Origin of the sequence: Legionella pneumophila subsp. pascullei (assembly GCF_900637585.1) — a bacterium.
In the GTDB taxonomy this organism is placed as follows: Bacteria; Pseudomonadota; Gammaproteobacteria; order Legionellales; family Legionellaceae; genus Legionella; species Legionella pascullei.
In genome coordinates, this window is sequence record NZ_LR134380.1 from 3,332,978 (window position 1) to 3,351,020 (window position 18,043).

Genomic DNA, 18,043 nt, shown 5'->3' on the forward strand with positions numbered 1-18,043 from the left:
TTTGGGGTAAGTAATGACAGTAAAACGCAGTAGTTTAGGCCGTAATTTATCTGCTTTATTAAGTCAATCAAGCAGCTCTTTATTATCAAATGAGCAACCCCAGACAGAACAACAACTCAAACTCGCAGTGACTTGCTTACAGCCAGGCAAATATCAACCTCGTGGCGGAATGGAAGAAACCCCTCTCAATGAACTTGCCCAGTCCATTAAAAAGCAAGGCGTATTGCAACCCTTACTGGTTCGTGAGTTAGACAATGGACGATATGAAATCATCGCAGGAGAAAGACGCTGGCGTGCCAGCCAACTGGCAGGCCTTACCGAGGTTCCTGTTATCCTCAAACAGGTAGATGATGAAACAGCCATGGCGATGGCACTGGTTGAAAATTTACAGCGTGAAGATTTAAATGCCATGGATCAAGCAAGAGCCATGTACAGACTCACCAATGAATTTGCTCTTACCCATCAGCAGGTAGCCGATCTTTTATGCAAATCAAGAACCGCCGTAAGCAATTTTCTGCGTTTGCTTTCTCTTTCAACACCAGTAAAAAAGCTCTTGGAAAATGGCGACATAGACATGGGGCACGCTCGAGCGTTACTCGCTTTGGATGAAGAGCAGCAAAGTCAGGTCGCTCAATTAATCATTGCCAAAAATTTATCTGTCAGAGAAACAGAACAATTGGTTGAACGAGTAAAAACCGGGAAACCGGAATCAAAAGCTCATCAAAAAGACAATCCTCATTTTAAAGAGCAGCTAAACTCTTTAGCACGACATTTACAGACTAAAATCAAACTAAAACAAGGAAAAACCGGCAAAGGAACATTGATTATTCATTATGAAAATGATCATAATTTGCAAAAAATTATTGAGCAATTGTTAAATTAAATTTTCCAATTCAGGGCTCAATATCAATCTACATGCTCTTTGATTCAACTGCCAAACAGGACAGTAAACTACTCACTGCATAAAGTGCTGCTTGTTCTTGCGGATTAAAATCCATAGCCACTGCAAAACCAATCTCTGCATCCATTTCAAAATTTTTCCCTTCAGCAAATTTTTGTTTAATGCTTTCTGTTAAAGAGTGAAGAGCCATTTCATCGATATAAATATAGTTTTGCTTTTTAGTGGTTAACATTTTAGTCACCGTCAAATATAGGGCATACTGTAATAAATAAATAGCATCTTCCGATAATTGATTAAAAATATTGTCATGGAGCCTGACTGAACCAGCATAAAGATAAGTAAATTGATAATCAAAAGGAGAAAATTCATCATCGAGTATATCTGTTTGATTCGCCTTTTGACATTCACATCGATAAAATATCAAATACTGCTTACCGTTCTTTCTATCAAAAATTGTAAATGATCCTTGAAAAACAATGGGGGCGCTCCACACAGCTACTAGTACCAGGGTTTCTATATTTATAAGAATGTTCAAATTATTATTTATTTTCATATTTTAAAACAAATTGCTTCTCTTTATCCCCTACTTATATCGTCATGATATTAATAATTTCAAGTCTGGATAAATTAAAAAAGCAGCGTGGTGGTTAATTTAAGAATCAATGGTCTAAAATTTATAATATATGGAATATTTTATCACTCTGGTTTTAATAGTACGCAATCGAAATAGGTGACTTAATTACTAAGTAGACCGATTTCTAATTGAAACTGTGTCAAAATTAAACTAAGGGGAAACTGTGCTAATTCAACCAATAGAGCCTGTTATCGTAACTATTAAGATGGGACAAAATAGCTATGAATGCCAAATGGTTAGCTTGTCTGAATCCGAATTAGAATTAAAAAGTTATGATTATTTTGAAAAAGGTAGTGATGTTCATTTTTTTGCAAAATATTTCCGAGGTCAGGCCATTGTATGCACAATAGAATTTGCACATTATTGTTTTACTTACAAAATGGAGATCATTCGAATTCAATTTCAACCGGGCTTACTAATTAATACCCGGTTGTAATAGAGGATAAATTAGTTGACCTTACAACCAATAGACGAAGACAAATAGAAACAGCCATACCACATCCACAAAGTGCCAATACCAGGCAACCCCTTCAAAAGCAAAATGCCGCTCAGGTGTAAAATGATTTTTCTTGCAACGAACCAGGATAACGATAAGCATTATTGTCCCGATGGTTACGTGTAAACCATGGAATCCTGTCAGCATAAAAAAGGTAGTGCCATAAATACCCGCATCAAGCGTTAAATTCATTTCCGTGTAAGCTTCATGGTACTCATAGCTTTGTAACATCAGGAACAATACACCCAGAGCAATGGTCAATGACATGCCCGTTAGTAATTGCGTCCGTTTTCTTAATTTTAAAGCCCAATGTGCCCAGGTGATGGTTACACCAGAAGTTAATAAGATAATGGTATTGATTGCAGCCAAACCCCATGCACCCATGGCTTCATGAGCTCCGGCAAAGGTCTGGTTATTTGGATTACTCAGTAAGGGCCAAACTGCCTTAAATTCAGGCCATAAGGTATAGTGAGTAATAGGATGCATCTCACCACCCAAAATAGGAACTGACCAATATCTTGTAAAAAACAAGGCGCCGAAAAAGGCTCCGAAAAAGCACACTTCAGAAAATATGAACCAGCACATACCCCAGCGAAATGAGCGATCAACTTGCAAGTCGTATAGGCCTTTATTGTTTTCATAGATGACTTGTCCAAACCAGCCAAACATCATTGCAACCAGAATACATAAGCCCGCTATAAATACGTAAGGACCATACCAGTCATGATGAAGCCAACAAGCCGTACCAACCAGTGTAGTCGTCAAACCAATTGAGCCAACCAAAGGCCAGTGACTGGGTTTGGGAATATAATATGTACCGTGTGCTCCCATTATTCTTTAATCTCCTGTAACAATAAGCCATTCAGCCAAAGCTGATACTCAAAGACCGCTGATATTTGGCTAGCATGAATTGCATTGTCGCGATTTAAAGAAACTACGTTCAGAAAATCGAGGCAAAATAGCCACGAAGGTAGATATATCAGCGACGCCTAATTACTTGATCTACCTGTCACATCAAATAATGTATAAGACAGAGTAACCGTTTTAACATTTTTTGGTAAATCTGTATCTAAATGAAATAGTAAAGGCATATTCATTGCCTCATGACCATTTAGCGTTTGTTGAGTAAAACAAAAACATTCTGTTTTTTTTAAATATTTTGCAGCAATCCCTGGTGTCACGCTAGGAATTGCCTGGACTGTCATTGTATGATCTGTTTTATTTTCCGCATAGAATGCCAGTTTTGCTATTTCTCCTGGATGTACCTTAATTTTTTTGGTTTTAGGATAGAAGGCCCAAGGCACGCCACTGTTATTGGTTGCTACGAATTCAACCAATACTTCTCTATCGGTTTCAATTTTTGCCTTGTCTTCATCATAAGCAACGGCTTCCATTTTGGTTTTGCCATTAATACCCAGATTCTTGCACAAGCTATTATAAATGGGAACCAGGGCAAAACCAAAAGCAAACATGCCTAATACTAATAAGGTTAATATAGTAAGCAGTTTTTTCTGTTTTTTCTCTTTGATCATTAAACTCCACCTTTAATTAATCTCAGGTGGAGTGGTAAAAGTATGGTAAGGCGGTGGAGATGGTAAAGTCCATTCCAATCCATGTGATCCTTCCCAAACCCTGCCCGTTGCAACATCCTTATTGGTACCCCTCTTTCTTATTGTTGCTACTACATTATATAAAAACAACAATTGTGAGAGTCCAAAAGCAAAGGCAGCTACTGTAACAATCATATTAAAATTAGCAAACTGCAAGGCATAATCAGGGATTCTTCTCGGCATACCAGCCAGCCCCAGAAAGTGCATGGGGAAAAAGGTTAGATTAACTGAAATGACAGAAAGCCAAAAATGCCATTTACCCAAACGCTCATTGTACATATGCCCGGTCCATTTGGGTAACCAGTAATAAGTGGCCGCTATCAGGGCAAAGATAACCCCTGGCACCAGAACGTAGTGGAAATGAGCCACAACAAAATAGCTGTCCTGATATTGAAAATCAGCAGGTACCAGTGCCAACATCAGCCCTGTAAATCCGCCGATAGTAAATAAAAACACAAACGCTATGGCAAACAGCATTGGGGTTTCAAAGGTCATGGCTCCTTTGAACATTGTACTCACCCAGTTGAATACCTTAATACCTGTAGGTACCGCAATCAGCATGGTGGTGTACATAAAAAACAGTTCAGCCCCCAAAGGTATTCCCGTAGTGAACATATGGTGAGCCCAAACTATAAAGGACAATATTGCGATACTCACAGTAGCATAAACCATAAAATGATAACCAAATAATGGCTTACGACTAAAAGTGGGAATGATTTCTGATATCACCCCAAACGCTGGTAAAACTAAAACATAAACTTCAGGGTGACCAAAAAACCAAAACACATGTTGAAACAGGATAGGATCTCCTCCACCTGCCGCATTAAAAAAAGAAGTACCAAAGTGCCTATCAGCTAACATCATGGTGACAGCACCAGCCAGAACAGGCATGATGGCAATGAGAAGGAATGCCGTAATAAGCCAAGTCCAGACGAATAAAGGCATCTTCATCAAGGTCATGCCTGGAGCTCGCAAGTTCAAAATTGTTGCGATGATATTAATTGAACCCATAATCGAGGAAAGCCCCATCATATGGATGGAGAAAATCATGAAATCAGTGCTGGGTGGAGCATAAGTCGTCGACAGGGGCGCGTACATGGTCCAGCCAAAATTTGGACCACCACCGGCATGAAACATGGTAGAAAACAATAGACAAAAAGCAAACGGTAAAATCCAGAAGCTCCAGTTGTTTAATCGAGGCAATGCCATATCGGGAGCCCCTATCATCATGGGAATTTGCCAGTTTGCCATACCGGTAAACGCTGGCATGACAACGCCAAACAGCATGACTAAGCCATGCAGTGTTGTCATTTGGTTAAAGAAATTAGGATCGACAAATCGATGGCCAGGTTGAAATAATTCAAGCCTGATGATCAAAGCCATTGCCCCAGCGACAAAGAAGCTTATCAATGCCAACCATAAATACAAAGTGCCTATGTCTTTATGGTTGGTTGTAAATAGCCACCTTTTGGCAAATCCCATAAAACCCTTGCCTTGTTCGGGACCATGATCTTCATGAGAATCTTCTGAATGCGCTATTGCGTATTTCATTGCAAACCTCCAGCTTTAGCTTTATTAACCATGGTAGGTTTAATATCGGTACCATGTCGCAGTGCCGCAACATCTGCGGGTTGAATTAAATCATTAGTGTTATTTCCCCAAGCATTGCGCTCATACGTTACAATCGCTGCTATTTCCTCATCAGTGAGTTGTTCCTTATAAGGCTGCATTGCTGATCCGGGAACGCCATTGAGAAGTAATTCAATATGGCGCGAAATAGGTTTTCCAACAGCAACAGAACTGCCTTTAAGAGGAGGATACATCGGTGGCAAGCCCGTACCATTAGGCTGATGACAAGCAGAACAAATGAGATCGTATTTTTGCTTGCCCAGAGTCATTAACTCATCACGGGTCATTGTCTTTTGCTCACGAGGTTTATCTGCCTTTTCAGCATAAATATCTTCTACCTTGGTTTGCTCACCAACCCATCGATCAAATTCTTCTTCACTGACCGCTTTCACTACGATAGGCATAAAACCATGATTGATTCCGCAAAGCTCGGCACATTGCCCTCTGTAGACACCTGGTTTTTCAATCCTGGCCCATGCCTCATGCATAAATCCCGGTATAGCGTCTCGCTTGACACCCAACTCTGGCACCCACCACGAGTGGACTACATCATTCGATGTCACTAAAAATCGGATTTTTTTGTTGACTGGTACTACTAAAGGATTATCTACTTCGAGCAAGTACCACTGATTTTTCTTTTGCTTGTTTTCAATTTGCTCATAGGGTGTTGATAAGCTGCTGAAGTAACTAATACCCTGATCAAGATACTGGTATTGCCACTTCCACTGATAGCCGACTACCTTGACCGTTACATCGGAGAGCTGCGTATCATCCATACGGATCAACACTCTGGTTGCTGGAACTGCAAGCCCGACAAGGATTAAAAACGGGATAATAGTCCAGATGATTTCCAATTTTGGATTATCATGAAAAGTTGCTGGCTGGTATCCTTTTGATTTTCTGTGATGAATTAAGGAGTAGATCATTACTCCAAAAACAACCACTCCTATTACTGCACAAACAGCCATAGCGACCATGTGAAGGTAATACATGTCGTTGCTTAAAGGAGTCACCCCTTTGTACATATTTAACTGCCACTCATCTGCGGCAGCCCACAACGACTGTGCAGAAGTCAAGGCACTAAATAACGCAATTAATTTACAGATATTTAACCTGTTTAACATCCCAATCCCTCATCTCTTCAAGTAGCCGGGAAACCGACTAAAGTTTAAGCTAGTTCATTTATTCTCATTTTGCTGGTAACCCTACCACAAAGAATAATTACCTTCGGTTTTAGATTGACTGACTATGTATTTGATCGCTTCAATTACCTCATCTGTCGAACAATGGCTACAACCACCATTTTTCAAATGATTTTTTCCGTTAATTGTGTTTTCGATCAAAACATCCATATTTTGTGCTATCAACGGTTTCCAAGTTGCTTTATCGCCTATTTTGGGAGCACCCAATTTACCCTCATTATGGCAAACAGCACAGTTTTCATTATAAACAGCCTTTCCACTGGCAGGATATTTTTTCACACCGCCAGACGCCAAATCTTGCCACTGAGATCGGGTCAATGACGCATTGAGCAAATAATCAACCGCTGAAATAATGTCGTTGTCGGAACAAGTCACGCAAGCGCCCTTAACTGGCATTTGGTTATAGCCATAAATGGCATGCCGATATAACCCAGTCAAACCGCTGCTTTTCAGGCGTGTATACCAACTGGCTGAATCACCTATTACTGGAGCGCCCATTTTATTGTCCTGATGACAAATCAGGCAGGCCTTCAGATAAACTTGTCTTCCACGTGCAATGGTAGGAGGCAAATCAGAAGGAGAAACACCGAGGTATTCTTCACTCTCTACAGTCTTGAGATAAGTTGCAATAGCCAACCTGTCAGCTTCAGTCAAGTGACTCAAGCTATTATGATTCACTTCAGCCATAGGACCGGCTACGGGACCCGCTTTGTTAATTAATTCACCAGCCTTAAATACATCGGCCACCTCTTGATGGCTTGCTGATTCCAATCCATATTTGGTGATATTGGGAGCCCAATATCCATCGATAAAACTGCCTGTTAAATAATATCTGTTTTTTGCTGATCCAAATATATTCATAGGGGTATGGCACATGCTGCAATGCCCCAAAGTATCGACTATATACCTTCCACGATTCCATTCAGGGGATTTATCCGGATCATATTCAATTGAATTTTCTTCAGGGAAGAAAAATAATAGATTCCATCCCCACAGCGCAAAACGAGCACCGGGAACACCAAAAGGAAATGGCAGTGATTTGTTCTTTAATTTAACCGGAGGAATGCTCATAAAATAAGCGTACAGAGCGCGAGCATCATCGTCCGTTATCTTGGAAAAATAAACATATGGGAATACTGGAAAATAATTTCTACCTTTGGGATCACGACCATCCTTAAGCGCCCGAATGAAATCCTTTTCTGTCCAATTTCCTATACCCGTTTCCTTATCAGGAGTAATGTTAGGACTATAGAACAAACCAAAAGGGGTATTAATAGGAAGACCGCCGGCAAAAGCAGGAGTTCCTCCCTCGACATCGGTATGGCAAGCAATGCAATCGCCCATCTTTGCCAAGTATTCACCACGTTTAATCAACTCTGCTTGCTCACCAGTAGCTGGTTTGGTAGGAGGATATTTGGGATAAAAGGGGTTCATGATTTGCTCTACGGGAGAAAACAAATCTTTCTCTGATTCAACTTTTTCTGCTTGTACTTTTTCAGTTTGTAACTTTTCATCCTGTACTGATTCAGCTTGTACAGATTGCCCTGCAATACCCAGTGCAACAACTAACGCCGCAATAATTGATTTTTTTATAATCAAAGAGCCCACGCTCCCTCCTATTTGTTCTTATTTTTCACGACTCTCATGAGGAGACAGAATAATTGTCGCATTGTATACTCCTCACTTAGCAAGTTGCAATGTTATTCGACCGTTTAAGTTACGCTCTATGTAAAAAATTATAAATTTTTTTAACAATAATTCTCTTCCCACATAACCTGAATTACGCCTTACAATCATCCTTAAAAATTTCATCATTCCCGGTATTTTATGGACAGGCTAACTGCCCTCATTCACCCAGGATTATTGACACGTTCACCCAAGATTGAATCAACAACGACACGCCATTTTAGTGACTTTACTGATTTATTATTATCACTCTACTAACAGAATAAACACATCACTGATATAATCCTCTGATTTCCAATATAGAGGTAATTATCGTGTCTTTCAAACCTGCCGTAGAATTAGCCAAATTGCAGCAAAATAATAGGGAAGTGACTGTAATTGATGGCCAAAAAATACTGATTATTTGGCATGATAATCAAGTTCATGCCATCCAATCGCAGTGCCCTCACTTAAAATTGCCTCTTGCCAAAGGAAAGATTACGGAATCCTGTTCTATCATTTGTCCTTTTCATAAAAGCGAATTTGATTTAAAAACAGGCGAAGCGAAATGCTGGTCCCCCTGGCCTCCTGTTGTTGGCAATCTTTTAGGTAAACTTTCCTCCAGGAAAAATTTAAAAATATATCCAACCCAGATAGAAAATGGGCAAGTATTCGTGGATGTGGGTTAATCCATTTTGCAACTCAGCAGTCTCTATTGAGTAATATAGAAGCGGGGTTGATAAGGAGAATTTAAAGTGAAAATATTTAATGCCATGTTCTCCAAGGTCAATGGGGGGTTGGAACAAGTATTTTTAAATTATATTCCTGCTTTAAGTTCTCAAGGCAATCAGGTCATTCCAATCATTCACCCCAAAGCAGAAATAAAAAACAGTTGCCCCAAGGACCATTTGATAACTGTACATAATTTCAACCAACATGATTTTTTTGCGATTCATCGATTAAAAAAATTAATTCAAATCCATCAACCGGATTGCATCATTACCCATAGTTACAGAGCAGCTTATCTATTCAAAAAAACCAGGACTAAAGTTCCCAAGATTGCCGTATGCCACGTCAAAGGCCATTATGACTTTGGCACTGATGCCATAATTGCACTCACAGAACAAATGCGTCAGGACATTATCAATTCAGGGATAGAGGAACACCGGGTATTTACCATTCCAAATCTGATTCATATTCCAGACCGCATTCAATACAGGGAGCCAGGAAATAACCAGATCCCGACAATTGGCGTCTGTGCCCGGTTTGCTGCAATTAAAGGAGTTGATGTCTTTATAAACGCCTTGGCGGAACTTAAAAAGAGAGGTATCGTTTTTCAAGCAAAAATTGCTGGTGACGGCAAAGAAAGGGAACAATACGTTAAATTAATTCGTCATCATGGTTTGGATAATGAAATCACCTTACTGGGATGGATTGAGGACAGGGAGTCATTTTATCAAAGCATTGATATTTTCTGTTTGCCTTCCAGGGAAGAATCTTTTGGTTTGGTTGTCCTGGAAAGCATGGTGCATTCCTTGCCCATGGTTCTAACCCGTTTATCAGGACCACTTGAAATTGCTGGTGACTCAGGTTGTGCTCTTTTTGTCCCCTCCGAGGACCCTGTCAGCATGGCTGATGGGTTGGAACGTCTCTTACGAGATAAAGACCTGTCAAAACAACTTGCGCTCAAAGCGTTTCAGAGAGTGCAACATTACTCCAGCACAAAAGTCGCTCCAATTTTGCATAAAGTTTTGGAGAAAATATGTGATATCAATCAATAATAAAACATCTTGCACAATATTATGATATAATCGCCTTTTTTTACTGTCCTGATGCAATCATGTTGATTTATTTTAATGGATTACTCTTAGGGTTATCTTTGATAATGGCTTTAGGCCCGCAAAATGTCTTTCTGATCAAACAAGGCGCGCGAAAAAATCATGCCGCGCTCTCGGCCGTGATTTGCTTTTTCTGTGATGTCATTTTAGTGTGTGGTAGTGTCGCTGGATTACATCATTTGCTTTTGGCTCATCCGAACTTACAAGTCTGGATGATATGGTTAGGCTCTGCCTTTTTGATTTATTATGCAATAAAAAACTTAAGAAGCGCATTGTCCAAAAACAAACAGACCGTTGGTGAAACGCATCAACCCCATACAAGAATGCAAATCATTTTATTTGCCTTGGGATTTAGCCTGCTTAATCCCCATGCCATTATCGATACCCTCGTGATTGTTGGAAGTGGCAGTAGTCAATACCCTGACCATAAACTGGCTTTTTTAGCAGGGGTAATTTCAGCGAGCATGCTTTGGTTCAGTTCATTAACGATGACTACCCGCTATTTTTCAAACCTTTTAACCCAAAATAAAGTATGGCAAAAAATAGAGTTTCTGAGCGGTATTTTAATGGCTTATATTGCGATAAAACTAATTACAAGCAGCTTATAAATTATTCAACAGAAAGTTTTTAAGGATAATAGAAAGGGCCAATCAGTGTGTCGCCAATTGACCCAGTGGAATGACACATAGCAAGTCCAACCTCGCAAAATAACTATCTCATAATCCGCTGATTGATGTCAACATTTTTACCATATTTGCCATGAGTAGCAAGATTTATAGACAGTTATTTTTTTAGAATAGTTATTCCCTGCTGGTTTCCGAACAAGCCATTTCCGTGAACAAGTCCAAAGTTCGCCTTATTTGATGAGATTAGCCTCTCCCTCATCACAATAAGAGCATTAAGAGAGGTCAAACTCCAAGGAGCTTTCCCAAGATTCAGACCTCCTGTTACTGTTACTTCATAAGACTTAAGTAAGTCAGGAATTTCACTCAAAGAATTCACTAAACCCAGGTGATAGAGGAGTGCCATTGGTACAATCGGATAGCAGGTGTAGGCATCAAGTAAAGCGTCTCCATTCATAAATTTGTCTTTAAAATTGAACTTGGCTTGAATGATGGCTTTGTTGATGGCTCTTTTAAGATGATGGTATGTAGCGATCTTAGGCAATGATGCTACGCCTTTGAGATTAATTTTTACAAAGGAGTTACCTAATATTTCAACACGAGCTTTTTGAGGAATGTTTAAAACATCAGCTGCTTTTTCAGTTGATACTATGAGCTGACCTGAAAAGTCAACATTGGGATTGGCACAATCAACACCCCGAAAATACTTGGTGAGCGATTGATACCATTTTTCATGGGGCATGCTGTTCGCTGGATTAATTTTCTTCCAGGTCTTCGTGTAATTTTCAAACAAAGCGTCACGGATCTTGAAATATTTTTTCTCATCTAGTTTGTACTTTTGCAAAAAAAGAGGAACCAGTTCGTCATATCCTTGAATAGGAGTGTAATTCTCATGATAAAATTTCATGAATTTTACCCGCTCATTAGAGCCATATCCAGTTTTCAAAAAATCCTGACCTTTGATAAGGACGACATCTGCTTTTTTGGTGGAGAGAATTTTACGAGCCCTCTCAATAGCTGCCATGGCAGATGCACCACTTGTAAACTCATAAGGTTTAATTTTATCCTGCCATCCTTTCGCCAGGCTTAAGATTTTTAGAGTTGCAACAGTAAATTTTTTCTCTCTGATTTGATTAATAAGATTATCTGTGTCTTGATGAGAGCCAACAGAATCAATAATCCTATCCGCTGCAATGATAAAGAGTTTCATCATTAGAATTTACCTATGCACATACTTAAGTAAGCCAAAAGAGCCTAGCCCTTAGCCTCATTACTCTTGGCGCTTTTGATTCGATGATATGGTCTACTTAACATTGATGATAAGCTAGAGCAATTTTTCTAAACACCTATGCTGACAGAAACTCCTCCGAAATGCTATTAACTCAGATTCCATTATAGGTCATTACCTTTAACCCAATGAAGTAACTCCCGTCGGGTTTAATGCAAAGAATGATTCCTTGTACTAACATACTAAGTAATCAATGGAACAGCCAGCTGACTTAAAACAACTATTGATTAGTTTGTTCATGCTAATCTAAAAATTCAAAACTGATTCATTATGGTAAGAACTTGTGCTGTAATCTTTACAGATCAACATTGTTGTTACTTTTTTATTCAGTTAAAATGGATCATTTTATATCAATCGAGCCATTATGTTTTACGGTGATACAGTACAGGAAACTCGACAGCTATTCTTTATTAGCTGGAATAAGTACCAGAATAAAAAAGAACTTTCTCCCTTGGAAAAGGAAATTGCTCAAGTGATTCTTGATCATCCGGAATACCATAAAGTCATTGAACAAAGTCCGTCTTTTCTCGAACATTCTTATTATCCCGAATTAGGTGAAACCAATCCCTTTCTTCATATGGGACTTCACCTTGCCGTTCGCGAACAAATAGCCACCGATAGACCACAAGGCATCCGTGCTATTTACACTAAATTAATAGAAAAGTACCAGGATCCCCTAGCTGTTGAGCATTTAATTATGGATCAATTGGCAGAATGTTTATGGCTTTCACAAAAAAATAATAGGCCGCCAGATGAAAACAATTATTTAATTACCTTGCAAAATTTGTAGCTTGCATCATTGATATACCTCCTGTTTTCATCTGTACATAGATAAAAAAAAGTATACAATTTTTAACTGGGTATCTTAATGATTATCGGTTAAGATGAACACTTTAATGCTATTACCAGGCAAATATGACGAATCAGAAACAAACCACCCATTTTGGTTTTGAATCAATAGACTGGAATGAGAAGGAAAAGAAAGTAGCGGAAGTATTTCATTCTGTTGCTAAAAATTATGATCGTATGAATGATCTGATGTCTTTGGGGATTCATCACCTCTGGAAACGCTATACTATTGAATTAAGTCAGGTTCGACCTGGGCAGACCGTATTGGATTTGGCCGGTGGCAGTGGCGATTTAACCCGATTATTATCTAAAAAAGTAGGAGATTCCGGACAGGTTATACTTGCTGACATCAACTCAGCCATGCTTCATGTTGGACGCGATCGCCTGCTTGATGAGGGATTATTTAAAAACATTCAGTATGTTCAGGGTAATGCCCAATGCCTTCCTTTTGCGGATAACAGCTTTCATTGCATAACAATGGGGTTTGGGCTTAGAAATGTGACTGATAAAGACGAAGCTCTGCATTCCATGTATAGAGTATGCAAACCCGGGGGGAAGTTAATGGTGCTTGAATTTTCAACACCCGTTTTTCCTGGATTGAAGCCCGTTTATGATTGGTATTCATTTAATATTTTGCCAAAAATTGGAAAATTTGTTGCTAACGATGAAACCAGCTACCAATACCTTGCGGAATCAATCAGAATGCATCCTGATCAGGAAACCCTAAAAGCGATGATTGAACGGGCTGGATTTGAGGATTGTCATTATCACAATTTAAGTGGCGGTATAGTCGCTCTGCATATTGCCTACAAATATTGAGTTGATTATGTTAAAAGAATACTCGCTGAAAGCATTACAAACAGCCATTAATACAGCAATGAAGCTCGATGAGCAGATGCCCCAAAAACTTCAAAAACTTGATGGCAAAACCCTTGAAATGGTCATTACCCCTTTGAATGTTAATTTCTACATTCAGTTTAAAGAGGGTGGAATGCAATTGCTCCATCGCATTGATGGGCGTCCTGATACCATCATCCACAGCAATCCCATAGGATTGATTCGCCTGAGCTTATTACCCGCATCCAAAGCCCGCTCTTTATTTAATGACAAGATACGCATTTCAGGCGACATTGAATTGGGGCAAAATGTAAAGAAACTATTTGACGAAATAGATATTGATTGGGAAGGGCACCTGGCTCACTTCACAGGTGATGTGGTAGCTCATCAAATTGGCTCCTTTGTGCGTAAAGGACTGGAATTTAAAAATCAATTCAACACCTCCATGCAGCAAAACATCACCGAATTTCTTCAGGAAGAATTACGCATTTTTCCTTCAAGAAATGAATTGGAAGATTTTTTTGCCGAGGTTGATGAATTAGTATTAAGTGTTGACCGCCTTCAAGCCCATATCAATCATTTAATGAGCAAAGATGAAGGTAATTAAACCATTCGACCGCCTTTTTTATAAGGCTTACCTCTTTATAAGGCATGGTTTATTGAAAAGTCTGGAGTTCAAAAACCAAGTCAGTGACAGTATCCGGCTCCATTTTGCACAGCATCTGCATGAAGAATTACAAGGTTTTACATCTCAAAAACTATTCGATGATTTTATTCAGGATCTGGATGGATTATCATTGCATTTTGAGCGGCTGGAAGCTCGAATTCAACCACTGATGAGCTGTCATGAAATCGATTAAACAACTTATTCGTCTTATACATATCAATTATATTTTAGCCAAAAATGGTCTCGATAATGTTGTTGTATCTATAAAATTGTTTGCTCCTTTACGTTTTATAGTTTATTTAAACCCGTGGAACTGGTTTCGTAAGGAGAAATTAACGCGTGGTGAAGCGCTGCGCAAATCTCTGGAGGAACTCGGCCCCATCTTCATTAAATTCGGACAAGCTCTCTCCACTCGCCCCGACATACTTCCTGAGGACATTGCAAAAGAATTGAGCAAACTGCAAGACAAAGTCCCCCCTTTCCCAAGCCATGTTGCCATGACCATCATTGAACAGGCTTATAAGCAATCGGCCTATGATGTTTTTGCCCAATTTGATCCAGTCCCCCTGGCCTCGGCTTCCATGGCACAAGTGCATGCGGCGACTCTGACAACAGGGGAAAATGTGGTTGTAAAAATACTCAGACCCAATATGCGCCGGATTATCGAACAAGACTTAAGTATTATGTACACTATCGCCACCTTGGCAGACCGCTATTGGCCTGAGGGAAAACGCTTCAAACCCAAAGAGATAGTCAAGGAATTTGAACATACCTTACTGGATGAACTGGATTTAATGAGAGAAGCGGCAAATGCCGCTCAATTACGAAGAAATTTCAATCAATCTCCAATGTTATATATACCTGAAATCCATTGGGACTATTGCCATAACAATATCCTGGTCATTGAGCGCATTCATGGCATACCCGTCACTGACATAGCCAGTCTCAGGGATCACGGCATCGATATTAAAAAACTGGCCGAGCGTGGGGTCGAAATTTTCTTTACTCAAGTCTTCCGTGACTGTTTTTTCCACGCAGACATGCACCCGGGAAATATTTTTGTCTCTTATCAAAACCCCAAAGATCCCCAGTACATTTGTGTTGATTTTGGCATCATTGGGACTCTGACAGATAATGACAAGCGTTATCTGGCGGAAAACCTCGTTGCTTTTTTTAACCGTGACTACAAGCGCGTAGCCGAATTGCATGTAGAATCCGGATGGGTATCGCGTGACACCCCTGTTGCAGAATTTGAAAGCAGCATAAGAACCGTTTGCGAGCCTATTTTTGAAAAGCCATTAAAAGACATTTCTTTTGGGCAAGTGGTTTTCCGTTTATTCCAGGTTGCCAGAAGGTTTCATATGGAAGTGCAACCCCAACTGATTTTGCTGCAAAAAACCCTGTTGGCGATAGAAGGTTTGGGCAGGCAACTGTATCCTGAATTGGATCTATGGGCTACAGCAAAACCATTCCTTGAAAAATGGGTACGAGAACAAATGGGGCCTAAAGCATTCATTAAACGTTTAAAGCAAAATCTGCCATTTTTTACTGAGCAACTTCCCCATATGCCTAAACTGATTTTTGATATATTGGAGATGAAAAAAGATCAGTTATTAACAGCCAATGAACTCACACGCTTGCAATCTGAAAATAAAAATCAGACTATCCAATGGAAGAGTTTGGGGCTAGGTGTCTTTTTCTCATTTTTATCATTAGGTGTCATTAGCTATTTTGATTTGTTAGATTATAATCATCTCACAACCATTACGATAGCTGGTTCTGTTTTAGCTGGAATTTTTGTACTCATCAACCGCAAGATAAGGAACTAACATGGGATTAAGTGGAATAAGTCCGTTATCACTCTTATTAATTCTAGCCATTATTGTAGCCTTGTTTGGCACTTCCAAATTAAAAACAATAGGCTCTGACCTTGGCGAAGCGATCAAGAATTTCCGCAAAGCCATGAATAGTGAGGAAACAAATGACACTCAAAAAGACGATCATAAACCATCATGAGTCTTGGTGAGTTATTACTTATTTTCATTGTTGCTATCATTGTGTTTGGGCCATCAAAGCTTCCCATGCTGGCAACCCACCTTGGTCTGTTCATGCGAAAAATCAATCAATTAAAAGAACATACTTCCTCCTTTTGGCAGCAACAACTTAATGAAATTCAACTGCATGAAAACCAACGCAAGGCAGAAAAGGCTGATCGGCAATATCAACAGACAGACCCTGAAAATAAAAATTCTGATAACATGGAAAATACAAGTCCGAGCTAAATCAACAAGCACTTGATTGATTTAACTCGGACAAAAGAATACTTATTCACCCTGTTGGTTTGGTGAAGTTGTAGTATCTGTTTGATTGGGTTGTACTTCAACCGATTGGATATTAGCCATATTCTGTTGCAATTTATCAAGATCAGCTTGAGCGGCATAAACTTGAATCTGCGAATCATCTTGAAAAGTGATAACCCCTTTCACCAGATTATGCTCTGTCATCCATTGTGTATCATCAGCAAACAGTGGTGTTGAAAACACCAAAACGATTGCCAAAACGAATGAGTTGACTAATATTTTCATAACGCACTCCTTGCATAAACGATATCCATTATGCAGTTAAAAATACCGTACAATATAAATTATAGGCTATTTTATCATTAAAGTGATTTCTAAAGGGTTCTATAATGTGACATTTTCATAGAGTCGTAACATTTCTAAATGTCGTATTGTAGCCCCCCCCCTGACTCTGTCACATAGAAAAATGCCCATTTGAATAATGGGAAAACATTTAATATAATGAAAAGACAAAATGATCGGATTTTTTATATGGCATATAGTAAATCAGAAGCAACAGTTGATAAATTTTCTTTAGATGACTTTCCCCCATTTACTGCTCACGACTTGGAAATGGCCTTTAGTTTAAAGAAGAAATATCGGGAATCAAAAGACTCAAGCCACCCTTTTACCGGTTTTGTCTGCGATTATGAACGCCGTGCTAAACTTTATGATTTTATTTATGGCAGTTGTCATTTATCCAAATTATTTGAGAACAATTTCAAGGTACAAATCGCCTATCTAGATAGGGAAAAATCAGGCGTACGCCATTGGTCACTAATTGAATTACAATATTCCATTGAAAAAGGCAATAATACTTTAAAAATCCTGGTACTTGACAGTTTGGGGGCACAATTGTCCTATAATACAGCACAGGTATTAGCGAATGAAGTTGGATTCGAGGATTTGCTTGAAGAAATTGAAGGACTTTCAATAAAAACCTACATCCCTGATGTTAAATTACAGCACTCGCGTGCAGGGTGCGCTACCTTTACTATGGATTGCGCCAGTATGTTATCTACCCAGGATAAATATGAAAATATTTATGACTTTATGGATAAACAGCCAGACGCCAGTAGCACAGCAAAAGTTGCAAAACTTGAGGATGATTTTCCAGTGCATTGTACCAGCTTACCACCTCGTATATTACGCGTTGCACAAAGCCGAGCCATCATCACGGATGATAAAGTCCTGAATTCTACCCCATTAATTAATTCTAAAGAGGAAACCTTCAAGCACTCTCTTCTAAAGCACTGTAGTTTTTTTGAAGACCAACCCCAAACAGCTGAGAACATCAAGCGCAACGAAAGAATCATGAAAAAAGCCATCAAATGGAGAAATGCCATAGACCTGGAAATGCAGAGAAGCAGTTCAGAAATGCTTGAAACAACTTGCGCAATCGATGATCTCGAAGAATATGCCAGTAGTAGCGTATCTTACAAATCAGTACTGCTATGAAGAGATT

21 protein-coding genes are annotated in these 18,043 nt (G+C 39.3%); 13 read left to right on the plus strand and 8 right to left on the minus strand.

Going from position 1 to position 18,043, the window contains the following annotated elements:
* Positions 1-13 precede the first annotated feature (13 nt).
* Positions 14-883: a ParB/RepB/Spo0J family partition protein gene (locus EL201_RS14980; protein WP_027223007.1), complete on the plus strand. Its 870-nt coding sequence runs from the start codon at positions 14-16 to the stop codon at positions 881-883.
* Positions 884-911: 28 nt separating this feature from the next.
* Here EL201_RS14980 and EL201_RS14985 read toward each other — a convergent pair whose 3' ends face one another.
* Positions 912-1,454 (minus strand): hypothetical protein, encoded by a 543-nt coding sequence (locus EL201_RS14985; RefSeq protein WP_027223008.1) that lies wholly within the window; start codon positions 1,452-1,454, stop codon positions 912-914.
* Positions 1,455-1,698: 244 nt separating this feature from the next.
* Between EL201_RS14985 and EL201_RS14990 the strand changes: the two genes are divergently transcribed.
* A complete protein-coding gene (locus EL201_RS14990) occupies positions 1,699-1,971 on the plus strand; it encodes a hypothetical protein (RefSeq protein WP_027223009.1) in 273 nt (90 codons plus the stop codon).
* A gap of 21 nt (positions 1,972-1,992) precedes the next feature.
* Here EL201_RS14990 and EL201_RS14995 read toward each other — a convergent pair whose 3' ends face one another.
* From EL201_RS14995 to EL201_RS15015, 5 genes are all read right to left on the minus strand, one after another.
* A complete protein-coding gene (locus EL201_RS14995; protein ID WP_027223010.1) occupies positions 1,993-2,862 on the minus strand; it encodes a cytochrome c oxidase subunit 3 in 870 nt (289 codons plus the stop codon).
* A 158-nt stretch (positions 2,863-3,020) separates the two neighbouring features.
* Positions 3,021-3,563: a cytochrome c oxidase assembly protein gene (locus tag EL201_RS15000; RefSeq protein WP_027223011.1), complete on the minus strand. Its 543-nt coding sequence runs from the start codon at positions 3,561-3,563 to the stop codon at positions 3,021-3,023.
* Between the two features lie 12 nt (positions 3,564-3,575).
* Entirely contained in the window at positions 3,576-5,192 is a 1,617-nt protein-coding gene (gene ctaD, locus EL201_RS15005; RefSeq protein WP_027223012.1) for a cytochrome c oxidase subunit I, read from the minus strand.
* Positions 5,189-6,394, minus strand: a complete 1,206-nt coding sequence (coxB, locus tag EL201_RS15010) for a cytochrome c oxidase subunit II (RefSeq protein WP_027223013.1) — start codon at positions 6,392-6,394, stop codon at positions 5,189-5,191. Before coxB ends, ctaD begins: the two co-directional genes overlap by 4 nt.
* Positions 6,395-6,475: 81 nt before the next feature.
* Positions 6,476-8,080 (minus strand): c-type cytochrome, encoded by a 1,605-nt coding sequence (locus EL201_RS15015; RefSeq protein WP_027223014.1) that lies wholly within the window; start codon positions 8,078-8,080, stop codon positions 6,476-6,478.
* 392 nt (positions 8,081-8,472) lie between these two features.
* Here EL201_RS15015 and EL201_RS15020 point away from each other — a divergent pair, with 392 nt between their 5' ends.
* The 3 genes from EL201_RS15020 to EL201_RS15030 all read left to right on the plus strand — a co-directional run bounded on the left by EL201_RS15020 (position 8,473) and on the right by EL201_RS15030 (position 10,583).
* A complete protein-coding gene (locus tag EL201_RS15020; RefSeq protein ID WP_027223015.1) occupies positions 8,473-8,826 on the plus strand; it encodes a Rieske (2Fe-2S) protein in 354 nt (117 codons plus the stop codon).
* 66 nt (positions 8,827-8,892) lie between these two features.
* Positions 8,893-9,918, plus strand: a complete 1,026-nt coding sequence (locus EL201_RS15025) for a glycosyltransferase family 4 protein (protein ID WP_027223016.1) — start codon at positions 8,893-8,895, stop codon at positions 9,916-9,918.
* Between the two features lie 59 nt (positions 9,919-9,977).
* On the plus strand, positions 9,978-10,583 hold the full coding sequence (locus tag EL201_RS15030; RefSeq protein ID WP_027223017.1) for a LysE/ArgO family amino acid transporter: 606 nt from the start codon (positions 9,978-9,980) through the stop codon (positions 10,581-10,583).
* 175 nt (positions 10,584-10,758) lie between these two features.
* Here EL201_RS15030 and EL201_RS15035 read toward each other — a convergent pair whose 3' ends face one another.
* Positions 10,759-11,811 carry a hypothetical protein gene (locus EL201_RS15035; RefSeq protein ID WP_027223018.1) on the minus strand — a complete coding sequence of 351 codons (1,053 nt, stop codon included), beginning with the start codon at positions 11,809-11,811 and terminating at the stop codon, positions 10,759-10,761.
* Between the two features lie 439 nt (positions 11,812-12,250).
* On the opposite strand from EL201_RS15035, the gene EL201_RS15040 reads away from it, so the two are divergent.
* The 7 genes from EL201_RS15040 to EL201_RS15070 all read left to right on the plus strand — a co-directional run bounded on the left by EL201_RS15040 (position 12,251) and on the right by EL201_RS15070 (position 16,521).
* Positions 12,251-12,676, plus strand: a complete 426-nt coding sequence (locus EL201_RS15040) for a DUF1841 family protein (protein ID WP_027223019.1) — start codon at positions 12,251-12,253, stop codon at positions 12,674-12,676.
* Positions 12,677-12,801: 125 nt separating this feature from the next.
* A complete protein-coding gene (gene ubiE / locus EL201_RS15045; RefSeq protein ID WP_027223020.1) occupies positions 12,802-13,554 on the plus strand; it encodes a bifunctional demethylmenaquinone methyltransferase/2-methoxy-6-polyprenyl-1,4-benzoquinol methylase UbiE in 753 nt (250 codons plus the stop codon).
* Positions 13,555-13,561: 7 nt separating this feature from the next.
* Entirely contained in the window at positions 13,562-14,179 is a 618-nt protein-coding gene (locus tag EL201_RS15050) for a ubiquinone biosynthesis accessory factor UbiJ (protein ID WP_027223021.1), read from the plus strand.
* Positions 14,166-14,432 (plus strand): hypothetical protein, encoded by a 267-nt coding sequence (locus tag EL201_RS15055; protein WP_032828942.1) that lies wholly within the window; start codon positions 14,166-14,168, stop codon positions 14,430-14,432. The genes EL201_RS15050 and EL201_RS15055 overlap by 14 nt, the downstream gene beginning before the upstream one ends.
* Positions 14,419-16,068 carry a ubiquinone biosynthesis regulatory protein kinase UbiB gene (ubiB, locus tag EL201_RS15060; protein ID WP_027223022.1) on the plus strand — a complete coding sequence of 550 codons (1,650 nt, stop codon included), beginning with the start codon at positions 14,419-14,421 and terminating at the stop codon, positions 16,066-16,068. The genes EL201_RS15055 and ubiB overlap by 14 nt, the downstream gene beginning before the upstream one ends.
* Position 16,069: 1 nt before the next feature.
* On the plus strand, positions 16,070-16,255 hold the full coding sequence (gene tatA, locus EL201_RS15065) for a twin-arginine translocase TatA/TatE family subunit (RefSeq protein WP_011216738.1): 186 nt from the start codon (positions 16,070-16,072) through the stop codon (positions 16,253-16,255).
* Positions 16,252-16,521, plus strand: coding sequence for a Sec-independent protein translocase subunit TatA/TatB (locus EL201_RS15070; protein ID WP_027223023.1), 270 nt, complete (start codon positions 16,252-16,254; stop codon positions 16,519-16,521). Before tatA ends, EL201_RS15070 begins: the two co-directional genes overlap by 4 nt.
* A gap of 42 nt (positions 16,522-16,563) precedes the next feature.
* Here EL201_RS15070 and EL201_RS15075 read toward each other — a convergent pair whose 3' ends face one another.
* Positions 16,564-16,824 (minus strand): hypothetical protein, encoded by a 261-nt coding sequence (locus EL201_RS15075; protein ID WP_027223024.1) that lies wholly within the window; start codon positions 16,822-16,824, stop codon positions 16,564-16,566.
* A gap of 246 nt (positions 16,825-17,070) precedes the next feature.
* Here EL201_RS15075 and EL201_RS15080 point away from each other — a divergent pair, with 246 nt between their 5' ends.
* Positions 17,071-18,036 (plus strand): YopJ family acetyltransferase, encoded by a 966-nt coding sequence (locus EL201_RS15080; RefSeq protein WP_027223025.1) that lies wholly within the window; start codon positions 17,071-17,073, stop codon positions 18,034-18,036.
* The last annotated feature ends 7 nt before the right edge of the window (positions 18,037-18,043 follow it).